This window comes from Enemella evansiae (assembly GCF_004362375.1).
Lineage (GTDB): Bacteria > Actinomycetota > Actinomycetes > Propionibacteriales > Propionibacteriaceae > Enemella > Enemella evansiae.
This window is the reverse complement of record NZ_SNXA01000008.1, coordinates 466,801-479,751: the sequence shown is the minus strand read 5'-3', so window position 1 is coordinate 479,751 and position 12,951 is coordinate 466,801. Positions and strand designations below refer to the sequence as shown.

Genomic DNA, 12,951 nt, shown 5'->3' with positions numbered 1-12,951 from the left:
CCTGTCGTGTCATCGTCATCTCGGCCATCTCAGTACTCGATCGTCTCGGAGCGCATGATCCGGCGCATCGCCACCACCAGCACGGTCACCAGGATCACGAAGGCGACACCCATCGCGGCGCCGTAGCCGAAGTCGGGGCGGCCCTCGACCGGTGCCAGGGTGACGTACTGCTCGACCGCGAAGGTGCGGGCGGCATAGGGCGGTACGCCGGTCGCGCCGGTGAGGGTGTAGACGAGGTCGAACACCTTCATCAGCTGGATCATGCAGAGGGTGACCACCACGCCGAGGATGCCCCGGGACAGCGGGACGGTGATGTGGGTCAGCCGCTGCAGGGCGGTCGCGCCGGCCAGATCTGCGTTCTCGTAGAGGGAATGCGGGATGTTGTCGACCGCTGCCATCAGCAGCACGATGGCCAGCCCCGACAGCGACCAGATGACGGCCAGGATCACGCACTGGAAGACCAGATCCGGGCCGAGCCAGGACTGCCGCAGCCCCTCCAGTCGGACCAGGCTGAGCAGCGAGTTGAGCAGCCCCTCCGGGTCCAGCAGGAAGCCGAAGGCCACCCCGATCGCGATCGGTGAGATCAGGTAGGGAATGAAGATCACCACCCGGACGAAGCGGCGGCCGCGCATCCGCTGCAGCACCAGCAGGGCGACCATGCTGACCGCCAGCACACCGAGCAACCCGACCACCATCAGCACCCCGGTGTTCAGCAGTGCCCGGCCCACACCCGGGTCGCGGAGCATCCGCACGTAGTTCCCGAGCCCGTCGAAGCTCATCGGCGATCCGAGTCCCTGCCAGCGGGTGAAGCTGGCGCCGAGGCCGAACAGCGCGGGGCCGACGTAGAGCACCAGGTAGACCACCAGCGCGGGTGCGACGAAGGGCCAGAACGGTGGCGCGGTGGTCCGCCGGGCCGCGGGCCGGTGATCGTCGCGGGCCGGTCGACGGCGGCCTGCCCGGGGGCCGCGGAGCAGTCGTGCGGCCTCCTGCTCGGCGCCGGTGGCGACGGTGTCGTTGCTGGTGGTGGTCACTGGTTCTTCCAGTACTGGACGGTCTGTTCCTTGCCGCGGGCGACGAACTCCTCGGGGGTCACCTTCTTGTTCAGCAGGTCGGTGATCGAGGGGGTCATCACCTTGTCCCACCACTGCCCCACCGCCGGTGCGTTGTCGTCGGTGATCGTCACCTGCTGGGCCTGTTCGGCCTCGCTGCGGAACCCGGCCAGCCCCTCGGGTGCCGGGACCTTCGACTGTGCGGGGATGCTGTTGGCCTGGCTGGCGAGCCGGCCCTGGGTCTCGGCGCCCTGCAGGTAGGTCAGCAGTTGCTGGGCACCTTCGGGATTCTTGGCCCGCTTGCTGATCGACCAGCCGAGCGCACCGAGCTGGACCATCGAGTTGCCCTGGCCGTTCTCGACGTCGGGGAAGGGGAAGTAGCTGGCCTGGAAGCCGGGCGCCTGGAGCGTTCCGGTCTCATCGGGCACCCAGCTGCCCTGCAGCAGGAAGCTCATCTTGTTGTCGGCCCAGGCGTTCTGCGCGGCCGGTGACTTGGACCCTTCGAACCCGGGCTGGAAGAGCCCCTGATCGACGAGCTGGCGGGTCATCTTCGCCGCCTGCAGGGTTTCCGGCCGGTCCCAGGCGGCACCGGTCCGGTCGGCACCGAGGTCGCGGAAGGCGCCGGGGCCGGCCAGCCGCAGCAGCGGCCAGGAGAACCAGCGCGAGGACTGCCGGGCCTGGATGCCGTCCAGCGAGATCGCGGGAGTGCCGCTGGCCTTGGACCGTTGCGCGGTGTCGAGGAAGTTCTGCCAGGTCTGCGGCGGATTGCTCGCCAGGTCCGGGTTGGTCGCCCGGTTGTACCAGATTCCGTAGGACAGCATGCTGTCGGGAACCATGCGGGGTACGCCGTCGGCGCCGGAGGAGATCGTGAGCAGGTTGGCGTTCAGCCCCTCACGGACCGTCGCACCCTCGGGGGTCTTGGCGTCCAGCACCGGGGTGACGTCCTCGAGGAAGTCGTAGTCGCCGATCCGGGAGGCGTCGGCGGGCAGCACGTCGGGACCCTGACCGGCGGGGACCGCGGTCTTGAGCGTCGACCAGACGTCGCTGCCGAGGAAGCGGACATCGACCTTGATCCCGGTCCGGGCGGTGAAGTCGGTGAACGCCTGGGCATAGACCTTCTGCTGCGAGGTCCCCTCCGCCCAGGAGGACCAGACGGTGAGCGTCTGATCGGCCCCGCCACTGTCCCCGCGCACCTTGGTGCCACAACCGGAGACCGCGAGTCCCATCGCAACCGCCGCAGCCACCCCGAACATCAGTCGTCGTTGACGCCTCATCAAAACCTCCATGGTTTACTTTCCGGCAGAAAGAAAGTAGCCGAAGGTTCGAGGTCCTGCAAGAGGGGCTCACTGTTCGGTCAGGTCGGTGGTCACCGATCACCGGCGGTCGACGCCGTCCGAATGATGTCGTCGAGCAGCGCCCGGGAACGGGCCAGGTCGCCGATCGTCTCGTCGATGCGATCCCGTTCGGCGATCAGCTCCTGGGCCAGCCTGCGGGTCGCGCGCTCATTGGCGTCCCCCTCCGGTGCGCGCATGCACGGCAGGATCTCGGCGATCTTGCGGCTGTGCAGGCCGGCCGCGAAGAGCTGCTGGATCAGCACCACCCGATCGATCGCGGCCTCCGCGTACTCCCGATGCCCACCCGCGGTCCGCTCGGAGACCAGCAGGCCCTGCTGCTCGTAGTAGCGCAGCGATCGCACACTCACCCCGGCCCGCCGGGCCAGCTCCCCGATCCGCATCCGCATCCGCCCTTGATTCTGACATTGATGTCACATTCTACGGTGGCTCGTCCGCACTCGACGAAAGGAACACCTCATGGACGACCAATCCAGTTTCACCACCGGTGACGGCACCCGGATCAGCTACCGCCTCGACGGGCCGGCCGGGGCACCAACCCTGGTGCTGTCCAACTCGATCGGCACCAGTCTGGCCATGTGGGACGGTGTCACCCCCGAGCTGGCCAAGGACTTCCGGGTGCTGCGCCATGACACCCGCGGGCACGGGGGCTCGTCGGCCCCTGCCGGCGCCTACTCACTGGACCGTCTCGGTGCCGATGTGGTCGAACTGCTGGACGCCCTGGGGATCGACCGGGTGCATTTCTGCGGGCTCTCCCTCGGTGGCTTCATCGGTCAGTGGCTGGGTATCCATGCCCCCGAGCGGGTGGATCGGTTGATCCTCGCCAACACCTCCCCCTACCTCGGACCCGCCCCCCGATGGGACGCCCGGATCGCCGATGTGCTGACGGCCGACGATCTCTCGGCCATCGCGGAATCCTTTCTGCACAACTGGTTTCCCGACTCCCTGCTCACCGATGAGTCGATCGTCGCACCGTTCCGCCGTGACCTGATGAGCCTCGACCGGCATGGCCTGGCCGGGTGCCTGGCCGCCGTCCGTGACGCCGACCTGCGGCGCACCGGCGCGCTGATCACCAGCCCGACCCTGGTGCTCACCGGGGCCGACGACCAGGTCTGCCTGCCGGCCCACGGGGAACTCATCGCGGCCACCGTCCGGGACGCCCGCCTCGTCGAACTGCCGGTGGTGCATCTGAGCAACGTCGAGCGGCCCGAGGAGTTCGTCCGGATCGTGCGCGGTTTCCTCACCCAGGACTAACGACGGGCCGCGTCGAGTGCCTTGCGGATGCGCTGCACGGACACGGGTTCAGCGGTGCCGAGCTGCTGGGCGAAGAGCCCGACGCGCAGCTCCTCGAGCTTCCAGCCCAGCTCGGTGAGCGCTGCGGGCAGCGGCCCGTCGGGCTGCTCGGCGAGGAGTTCGGCGTATTCGGCCTCCAGCGGCCAGATGGTGCCGAGCAGCTCGTCGTCGCGGCGCGGATTGCGCTCCCGGTTGGCCAGGCGTACGCCGATCGCGGCAACGTAGCGACCCAGCCGATCCACCCACGGCCGGGGCGTACCGGAGAGAAATCCCTTGTGCACAAGGCCGTCCAACTGTTCGCCTGCATCGGCGGCGACCTCCGCATCGCCGACGGTGGCGATGGCCAGTCGCGCCGCCTGGGTGCGCCGCAGCACTTCTGCGGCTTCACCGACGACCGTGCGCATGGTGTCGGCCAGCTCGGCGCGGACCGTGTCACAGAGCCGCGTGAAGGCCGCCGCATCGCGGGTGCTGCGGACCCCGCCGGCCGCCTCGATCAACCGACCAACCGCGGCCAGCCGGGCATCGGCCAGCAGCGCGGGCACGCTCGGATAGGGGCTGTTGCCCAGCGCCAGCTTGTCGGTGTTCGACAGGTGCGCGATCACCCACTTGGTCGGGTCCGGGGTGTTCAACTGCACCAGCCGGCGCAACCCGGCGGGATGGCTGGCATCGCGCGCCGCCCGGCTCTCGTGCAGCACCAGATCGACCGCATCGCCGGCATCGACCAGTCCCGGATAACCGACCCCGCCGCCGACGCGCTGCTCATCGCTCAGCTCCCCGAAGCTCCAGTCGGTGGCACCACGCATCCCCGGTCGGGCCACCGCCCTGGTCAGGGTCGCGGTCAGTCTCGGTGCGAACCGGCGCTGCAGGTCGGCCAGATCCTTGCCGCGGCCCAGCTCCCGATCCCCGTCCCGGATCACGAAGGTGACCCGCAGGTGGTCATCGACCGTCCCGGGGGCCCAGGCGTCGGCGGGCACGAGCTCACCGGTCAGCCGGCGCAGCGCGGCACCCAATGCGACCGGGAACGGTTCGGCATCCCGGGCCTCGGGCCCGATCTCGTCGAGTGCCCGCCGGGCGAAGTCGGGAGCCGGGACGAACCGGGTCCGCAGCCGCTTGGGCAGGCCGCGGATCAGGGCCGTCGCCAGCTCGGCCCGCAGCCCGGGGACCTGCCAGCCGAACGGTTCGGCCGGCACCTGGTTGAGCTGGGCCAGGTCGATGCTCACCTGGACACCGTCGTTCGCCGCTCCGGGTGAGAAGACGTAGTCCACCGGCAGCTCGAATCCGGCCACCGGCCACCGGTCGGGGAAGCCGGTCAGGTCAGGCCGCTCCCCCGCCACCAGATCGACGAGACCGAGGTCGAGGAATCCGTCATCCTGGTGGCGCTTCTTCCGCCACCAGGTGTCGAAGTGCGCGCCGGAGACGATGTCGGCGGGCAGCCGCGCATCATAGAAGTCGAAGATGGCCTGGTCATCGACGAGCAGGTCCCGGCGCCGGGTGCGCTCCTCCAGTTCCTCCGCCTCGGCCCGGGTGCGGGCGTTGCGGGCCACGAAGTGGTGCCGGGTCCGCCAGTCACCCTCGACCAGGGCGGAGCGGATGAAGATCTCCCGGGCGGCGGTGGGGTCGACATGGGCGTAGCCGACGGTGCGGTTGGCGATGATCGGTACGCCGAGCAGGGACACCCGTTCGTTGGCCACGACCCGGGCCTGCCGGGCCGACCAGTGCGGCTCGGAATACTGTCTGGTCAACAGATGCGCGCCGACCTGTTCCACCATGGCAGCATCGATCCCGGCGACCGTGCGGGCCCACAACCGGGTCGTCTCGACCAGCTCACCGGCCATCACCAGTTCCGGTTGGCTGCGGGCCACCGAGGATCCCGGATTGATCGCGAACTTCGAACCCCGGGTACCCAGGTATTCGCGCGGTCCCGGGCGGCGCCGTCTGCCCTGCCGCGGTTGGCTCTTCTTCTCCGCCTTCAGGTCGGCGAGTCCGATCTGGGAGAGCAGGCCGCTCAGGATGGCGGTGTGGATCGCCTCGGGTTCCGCCGGGGTGGCATTGCGTTCCAGTTTGAGCTCCCGGCACACCTGCCGGAGCTGGCTGACCAGATCCTGCCACTCCCGGATCCGCAGGTAGTGCAGGAACTCATCGCGGCACATCCGCCGGAATGCGTTGCCGGACAAGGCCTCGCGGCGTTCGGCGAGGTGGTCCCACAACCGCAGCCAGGCGATGAAGTCCGAGCCGTCGAGGATTCGGTCCGCACCGTCGGCAACGGGTGCGGACCAGAATCGGCGGTGCAGCTCGTCGGCGGCCTGCTGGTGCTCGGCGGGTCGTTCCCGCGGATCGTTGATGGTCAACCCGGCGACGATCACCAGCACCTCGGACAGGCAGTCGCGACGGGCGGCCTCGACCAGCATCCGGGCCATCCGCGGGTCCACCGGGATGCGGGCGAGCTGGTGCCCGATGCGCGTCAACCGGGGCCCGTTCTCCTTGTGCTGACGCGATTTCTTCGCATCGGTGAGGGCGCCCAGCTCGACCAGCAACCGTACCCCGTCGGTGATCTGACCGGCCTCGGGAGGTTCGACGAAACCGAAGTCGGCGATGTCACCGAGTTCGGCCTGCGCCATCTGCAGGATCACCGAGGCCAGGTTGGTACGCAGGATCTCCGGTTCGGTGAACTCCGGGCGGGCCAGATAGTCCTCCGACGAATAGAGCCGGATGCAGATGCCCGGAGCGACGCGGCCGCACCGGCCGGCCCGCTGATTCGCCGAGGCCTGCGAGATCGGTTCGATCGGCAACCTCTGCACCTTGGTGCGGGCCGACCAGCGGGAGATGCGGGCCGTCCCGGGGTCAATCACGTAACGGATTCCGGGCACGGTGAGCGAGGTCTCGGCGACGTTGGTGGCCAGCACGATCCGTCGTCCGGTGTGCGGGGTGAACACCTTGTGCTGTTCGGCCGCCGACAACCGGGCGTACAACGGCACGATCTCGGTGTTCGGCAGCTTCATCGCAGCCAGGGCGTCCGCGGTGTCGCGGATCTCGCGTTCACCGCTGAGGAAGATGAGGATGTCCCCCAGCCCCTCGGTGCTCAGCTCGGTGACGGCCTCGCAGATCGCATCCACCTGGTCCCGCGGTTCCGGCAGCGGCGCCTCGAGGTCCTCGGGTTCGGGCTGCAGCGGCCGGTTCCGGATCTCCACCGGGTAGGTGCGACCGGACACCTCGATGATCGGCGCATCGTCGAAATGGGCCGCGAAGCGGGCGGTGTCGATGGTCGCCGAGGTGATGATCACCTTCAGCTCCGGGCGCCGGGGCAGCAACTGTTTGAGATAACCGAGCAGGAAGTCGATGTTCAGGCTGCGCTCGTGGGCCTCGTCGATGATGATGCAGTCGTGGCGGCGCAGATCCCGGTCGTGGGCGATCTCGGCGAGCAGCACACCGTCGGTCATCAGCACCAGTGGGGAATCCGTGCGCGCCCTGCGGGTGAACCGGACCTGGTAGCCGACCTCCTGACCGAGCTCGACGTGCAGCTCCTCGGCGACCCGTTCGGCGACCGAGCGCGCCGCGATCCGCCGCGGCTGGGTGTGCGCGATCCGCGTCAACCCCTGCTGCAGTGCGATCTTCGGCAGCTGGGTCGTCTTGCCCGAACCGGTCTCACCCGCGACCACGACGACCTGGTTGTCGCGAATGGCGGCGGCGATGTCGTCGACCCGCTCAGTGATCGGCAGCGCCTCGTCGAAGGTGATCTGCACCCGCCCACGATAGCCAGCCTCGGCAACCCCGACCGCGGTGAGATCCCGGGTGTCGGGATGCCGATGTGCAAGGCTGGCGCTTCCGCGGTCCGGGTGCGACCGGACTGCCGGCCACAAGGAAGTGCGATGTCTGACGGATCCACCTCGAAAGAGAACGTCTATGCGGTGCGGTTGAGCACCGGGCGGCAACGGCTGGTGAACATCCTCGCTCTGCTCGGCCTGCTGGCCAGCCTGGTGGCCGGCTTCCTCGTGGACGGACCGACCCTGTGGGGGTTGCTGCCGATCGTCCTGTACGCGGCGCTGGCCCTGCTGGGCATGGACATCAACGTCGCCACCCTGGTCGCGGTGCTGTCCGGCGTACTCGTCCTGCAACCCACTCCGCTCGCCTTCGGGGAGTTGATGGGCAAGGCCGTCGCCGACTCGATCACGATGATCGGACTGATCATCATGCTCGGCGCCGGTGTCGGTGAGGTGCTGCGGGTCACCGGTGTCGCCAGCACCATCGTGCACGGGGTGATGCGTCTCGTCGGCCGACGCAACCCGACGGCGGTGATCCTCGGCATCATGCTCGCCTCCCTGGTGCTCGTCGCCTGCCTGGGCACCCTGGCCGGGGCGCTGGCGATCTCGGCGCCGATCCTGCTGCCGATCGCCGCCCGGCTCGGCTTCACCCGCTCCGCGACCGCCGCGATGATGTTCATCGGCGGGTGCGCCGGACTGGCCCTGGCGCCCTTCGCCGGGTCGAATGTGGCGATCATGCAGGCCGCCGGCGCGGGATATCTGAGCTATCTGCTGCACGGTGCGGGACCGCTGGCGCTGCTGTCGCTGGTGCTCGGACCGTTCGTGGTCCGGTTCATCCAGCGCCGCACCGAAGCGATCCCCGCAGAACGCTACGATGCCGCGGAGCTCACCGGTGCCGATGCCGAGACCCCGCCCCGGGCCCGCGCGGCCACGGCCGCCTTCGCGGTGGTGCTGCTGGCCAGCGTGGTCTATGCGACCTGGCAGGGTGCGGGGACCTCTTTCCCGTTGATCGCGCTGCCGGCGATCGGCATCGCCACCGGTCTGGCGGGCCGGCTGCCGGTCACCGAGATCGCCGTGCTCATCTATCGCGGCGCGGCCAAGCTGGTGCCGATCTTCATCCTGTTCTGGCTGCTGGCGGGACTGTTCCTGCTGATCGACCGACTCGCGCCCTTCGAGATGGTGCTGGCGCAATATCAGACCAGCCTGGCCTCCTCCTCGGCGTTCGTGTTCGCGGTGATCGTCGCCCTGCTCGGTTGGGTCGGCGTACCGGGTGCCACGGCCGCCCAGGTCGTCCTGCTGGACAAGGTGTTCGGGCCGCTCGCCGAGGCGATCGGGGTCCCGGTCTCGACCTGGATCGTGGTGCTGCTGTTCGCCTCCAAGACCGACACCTACGGCCCCTTCCCGAACGGCAACATGGTCGGGGTGATGGGGCTCGCGCGCTCGGAGAACCTGAAGAACATGCTGATCACCGGCTGGCTGCTGCTGGTGCCGGCCTGCCTGATGTATGGCGTGATCATGTTCGTCCAGACCCGTTAGGAGACAGGAATGCTGGAACTGGTGATCGACGAGGTGGACCTGCTCGACGGCACGGGTGCACCGCCGCGGCGCGCGGCCGTCGGGATCGGTGACGGGCGGATCGAGACCATCGGCGAGCCGGGCTCGCTGCGCGGCGGGCAGCGCGTCGACGGCACCGGCCAGGTCCTGGCACCGGGGTTCATCGATCTGCACTCGCACGCCGATTTCTCCATCGAGGAAGAACCTGCGGCGATCACCCAGCTGGCACAGGGCGTGACCACCCTGATCACCGGCAACTGCGGCACCTCACCGTTCCCGGTGACCGACCTGGTCGCGCTGCGCGACTCCTCGGCGTTCCTGCGGCCGGAGTTGAGCTGGCAGTGGCGGGATCTGGCCGGGTACGCCGAGGCGATGACGGCCCGCCGGCCGACGGTCAACCTGGGGTTGCAGGTCGGCCACGGCGCGTTGCGGATCGCCGTGCTGGGATACGCCGACCGGCCGGCCACCGCCACCGAGCTGGCACGGATGGGTGACCTGCTGGCTGCGGCCGCGGACCAGGGTGCGGTCGGTTTCTCGACAGGGTTGATCTATGCACCGGGCAGCTATGCCGACGCCGCCGAGGTGCAGGCACTCGCCGCGGTCGCCGCCGAGCACGGGCTGCTGTATTCCACCCACCTGCGCAACGAGACCGACCGGGTGCTGGACGCGGTCGATGAGGCCATCGAGACCGCCCGCCGCAGCGGCGTACGCCTGGAGATCTCCCACATCAAGGCGATGGGGCCGCGCAACCACGGCAAGGTCGCCGGCATCCTGGAACGGATCGACGCCGCGCGCGCCGAGGGCATCGACGTCGCCGCGGATGTCTACCCCTACACGGCTTCCTCGACCACGCTGACCTCCCGACTGCCCGATTGGGCCCTGGCCGGCGGGGTACGGGCACTGCTGGAGCGGCTCGCCGACGAGCACGAGTCGGCCCGGATCGAGCAGGCGCTGGCGGAGCGGTTCGACGGCGAGATCGATCCGGGCGGGATCGTGCTCGCCAACCTGCCCGCCGGGGCGTACAGCGACCAGCTCGGCCGCTCGCTGGTCGAGATCGCCGAGCGCACCGGGCGGGACCCGGGCGCCGTGGCCCTCGACGTGCTGCGCGAGCACCGGGGCACGGTGGCGATCGTGAACCACGCGATGGCGGCAGCCGATCTCGAGTCGGCGCTGCGGCACCCGTGGGTCTCGGTCGCCTCCGACGGCTGGGTGCTCTCCGCCGCCGGTGACGGGCGGCCGCACCCGCGCAGCTTCGGCACCTTCGCCCGGGTGCTCGGACATTTCGTGCGGGAGCAGGGATTGCTGCCTCTGGCCGAGGCGGTACGCCGGATGACCGGTCTGCCGGCGTCCCGGCTCGGGCTCACCGATCGCGGTGTGGTGGCCGTGGGTGCGGTCGCCGATCTGGTGCTCCTCGATCCGGCACGGATCACCGACCGTTCCACCTTCGACGACCCGTGGCAGCTCGCCGACGGTGTCGGTCAGGTCTGGCTGGCCGGTCGGCCGGCACTGGGTGAGCAGCCGGAATCCCTGCGTGGGCAGGGAATCGTGCTGAACCGCTGATCGGCGGCCGGGCTGCTGCTACTGCTTCTTCTTGTTGCGGACCAGGCCCAGCGGGCAGAGGCCGTGCGCCATGATCGCGCGGATGGTGGCACCGGGCGAGAGACCGGGGAAGGCGAAACCGTGCACGCCGAGGATCAGCAGGTCGAGATCACCGGAGCGGCGGGTGAGTTCGTTGACCGGGTGGGCGTTGACGATCTCGATCTCGGCGACGACATCGGGGAACTCCGCGCGCAGCGGTTCGACCAGCTGGCCGATCCCCTGCTGGGCGTTCTGCAGCGCGGATTCCCGACGGGCGTCCACATCCTGCCGGTCGGCGAAGAATCCGGTGGGCAGTTCGAAGGCGTGGATCACCTGCAGCCGCGCCCCGCGGTGGGATGCCTCGACGAAGGCGAAGCGGAGGGCGTCGGAGCAGCGCTCGGTGCCGTCCAGGCCGACGCCGATCACGCCCAGGTCGCCGGTCTTCGGCTTGTGGGAGGCCGCGGAGACCATGATCACCGGGCAGCTCGCGGAGGCGGCGACCCCGACGGAGGTGGAGCCGACGAAGAGCCGCTCCAGGCCCGACATCGCGCGGCGGCCGACGACCACCAGCGGTGCGTCCTCCGACAGTCGGGTCAGCACCGCGGCCGGATTGCCCATGAAGATGTCGGCCTGCACCCGGTCCTCCGGCATGCCCATCTCGACCGCGTGCCGGCGGGCCCCCTCGGCCGCTTCATGACCGGCGTCCTGCAGCAGGCCGGGATCGTAGACGACTCCCCAGGCGCCGGCGAGCACCGCATCGTCGACCGCGTGCGCCAGCAGCAGATCGGCGCCCTTGCTCAGTGCCGCGCGGACGCCGTATTCGACGGCCCGATTGCCGTCCTCGGAGCCGTCCACCCCGACGACGACGCGTCCCTTGGCCAGTTCATCGGTCATCTCGCACCTCCGGGTCCGCCTCACCGGCGGCAATGTATTCGCTGGTTGCGATTCTAGTCCTCGCGGGCCACGATCCGGCCGCTCATCGAGTCGATCGAGAGGCAGATCACCTGATCGCGGATGCCGTTGGCCCACGGAATCGGCAGTGGGCCGGTGAGCTCGCGCAGATCGACCGGCGCGTCGGTGGTGCCGCGGACCAGGACACTCCAGCCGGTCTGGGTCTGGGTGTCGAAGTCGTCGACCTCGAAGGCGACCGGTCGGCCCTGTTCGAGCTCGGCCAGGATCCCGCCGGCGGCGGTGCGGAAGACGATCCGGTTGGCGTGCAGCGCGTAGCTGACCGGCAGGATCGTCGGTCCCTCACTGGCGGCGAAACCGATCCGCCCGATGGTGTGGGTGCGCAGCAGGTCGCGGCACTCGTCCTCGGCCAGCGCGGAGAAGCGGCCCGCTCCGCCCTCGCTGTGTCCTTCGCCCGCGCTCATGCGCCCTCCTCGAACGTGGTGCGCCCGCGGAGTCGGACCGCGAGCTCGTTGTCGATGCCGTCGGCGACCTCGCTCATGATCCGGACCGCCTGGTGCAGGTGGGCCGGGACGAACGGGTGGGCGAACACCGAGGTGCTCACGAACACCCGATCCCGGATCAGCTGGAACTTCACCAGCCGGACCTCGGTGTTCAGGTCGCTGAGGATCTCTATCGCCCGGGAGCGTCCCTCGACGTCGTGCACGACGGCGGCGAAGACGATGATCTCGCGGTGATCGGCGGAGGTGCGCAGGAACAGCATGGTCGAGCCGACCCGGATCGCGAAGTCGCCCTCGGCGTCGCGCAGCGGCTGGTGGCCGAACATCTCGGCCAGCTCGACCTCGATCATGTCGTCGAGGTGTTCGTGGCTGACCGGGATCGTCGCCACCACGTCCTCGGGGTCGAACTCCGAATAGCCCTCCAGCGGTTCGGGCCGGGGCTGCAGGATCTCGGCGAGCTGGTCCGGCGCCAGGAACACCGGGTGCTGGATGCCGTAGACATCGCGCAGCGCGCCGACGGCGAGCTGGGCGAGCCGGTCGGAGTCCTCCTGCGGCACCTCGACCCAGAAGTTCCCGGTCGGCCGCTCCCCCTCGCTGGTCGGCGCCTGCCAGCCGAGTCGTTCCATCTGCTCGAGCTGCTCGGGGATCAGCTGGTAGTGCTCCCCGAGCACGCTGTTGCTGGCCGCCTCGGCGCGGACCACGTCACGAGTCAGCGAGTGGAAACGCACGAACGGCACCGTCTCGGAGTCGCTGGCGACCGACCCGATCGTCAGGTCGGAGGTGTCGTCCATCACCGACACCACCTCGGCGAGTCGCTCGCCGAAGTTGTGCCACGCCTCGGCCGTGCTCCGGTCGAGATCGAAGTCGTCGTAGTCGGGCACGTCGTCAGATTCCTCCGCACTGGATGCGGCCACGGGCAGCGGCCTGTGACGAACCTAGCGCCGGGGCCCGATGGTGT

The 12,951-nt window shown here is 69.6% G+C and carries 10 protein-coding genes; 3 read left to right on the top strand and 7 right to left on the bottom strand.

Features of this window, described 5'->3' with window-relative positions; translation table 11 throughout:
- Positions 1–29: 29 nt before the first annotated feature.
- The 3 genes from C8D81_RS02885 to C8D81_RS02875 all read right to left on the bottom strand — a co-directional run bounded on the left by C8D81_RS02885 (position 30) and on the right by C8D81_RS02875 (position 2,790).
- Complete coding sequence (locus tag C8D81_RS02885) at positions 30–1,031, bottom strand: carbohydrate ABC transporter permease (protein ID WP_094358053.1); 1,002 nt, start codon at positions 1,029–1,031, stop codon at positions 30–32.
- Entirely contained in the window at positions 1,028–2,323 is a 1,296-nt protein-coding gene (locus tag C8D81_RS02880) for an ABC transporter substrate-binding protein (protein WP_166646645.1), read from the bottom strand. Before C8D81_RS02880 ends, C8D81_RS02885 begins: the two co-directional genes overlap by 4 nt.
- A gap of 92 nt (positions 2,324–2,415) precedes the next feature.
- The gene (locus C8D81_RS02875; protein ID WP_229237903.1) at positions 2,416–2,790 is read right to left on the bottom strand and encodes a MerR family transcriptional regulator; all 375 of its coding nucleotides are present in this window, start codon (positions 2,788–2,790) and stop codon (positions 2,416–2,418) included.
- 70 nt (positions 2,791–2,860) lie between these two features.
- Here C8D81_RS02875 and C8D81_RS02870 point away from each other — a divergent pair, with 70 nt between their 5' ends.
- A complete protein-coding gene (locus C8D81_RS02870) occupies positions 2,861–3,655 on the top strand; it encodes an alpha/beta fold hydrolase (RefSeq protein WP_133625508.1) in 795 nt (264 codons plus the stop codon).
- Here the strand turns inward: C8D81_RS02870 and hrpA are convergent.
- Complete coding sequence (hrpA, locus tag C8D81_RS02865) at positions 3,652–7,551, bottom strand: ATP-dependent RNA helicase HrpA (protein WP_133625507.1); 3,900 nt, start codon at positions 7,549–7,551, stop codon at positions 3,652–3,654. The genes C8D81_RS02870 and hrpA overlap by 4 nt on opposite strands.
- Positions 7,552–7,560: 9 nt before the next feature.
- On the opposite strand from hrpA, the gene C8D81_RS02860 reads away from it, so the two are divergent.
- The gene (locus C8D81_RS02860) at positions 7,561–8,988 is read left to right on the top strand and encodes a Na+/H+ antiporter NhaC family protein (RefSeq protein WP_133625506.1); all 1,428 of its coding nucleotides are present in this window, start codon (positions 7,561–7,563) and stop codon (positions 8,986–8,988) included.
- A gap of 9 nt (positions 8,989–8,997) precedes the next feature.
- Positions 8,998–10,566, top strand: a complete 1,569-nt coding sequence (locus C8D81_RS02855) for an N-acyl-D-amino-acid deacylase family protein (RefSeq protein WP_133625505.1) — start codon at positions 8,998–9,000, stop codon at positions 10,564–10,566.
- An 18-nt stretch (positions 10,567–10,584) separates the two neighbouring features.
- Here the strand turns inward: C8D81_RS02855 and C8D81_RS02850 are convergent, their stop codons facing one another.
- The 3 genes from C8D81_RS02850 to C8D81_RS02840 are packed head-to-tail and all read right to left on the bottom strand — an operon-like array spanning position 10,585 to position 12,907.
- The gene (locus C8D81_RS02850) at positions 10,585–11,478 is read right to left on the bottom strand and encodes a universal stress protein (protein ID WP_094399832.1); all 894 of its coding nucleotides are present in this window, start codon (positions 11,476–11,478) and stop codon (positions 10,585–10,587) included.
- Between the two features lie 53 nt (positions 11,479–11,531).
- The gene (locus C8D81_RS02845) at positions 11,532–11,957 is read right to left on the bottom strand and encodes a pyridoxamine 5'-phosphate oxidase family protein (RefSeq protein WP_094399830.1); all 426 of its coding nucleotides are present in this window, start codon (positions 11,955–11,957) and stop codon (positions 11,532–11,534) included.
- Positions 11,954–12,907, bottom strand: a complete 954-nt coding sequence (locus C8D81_RS02840) for a T3SS (YopN, CesT) and YbjN peptide-binding chaperone 1 (protein ID WP_133625504.1) — start codon at positions 12,905–12,907, stop codon at positions 11,954–11,956. The genes C8D81_RS02845 and C8D81_RS02840 overlap by 4 nt, the downstream gene beginning before the upstream one ends.
- Positions 12,908–12,951 lie beyond the last annotated feature (44 nt).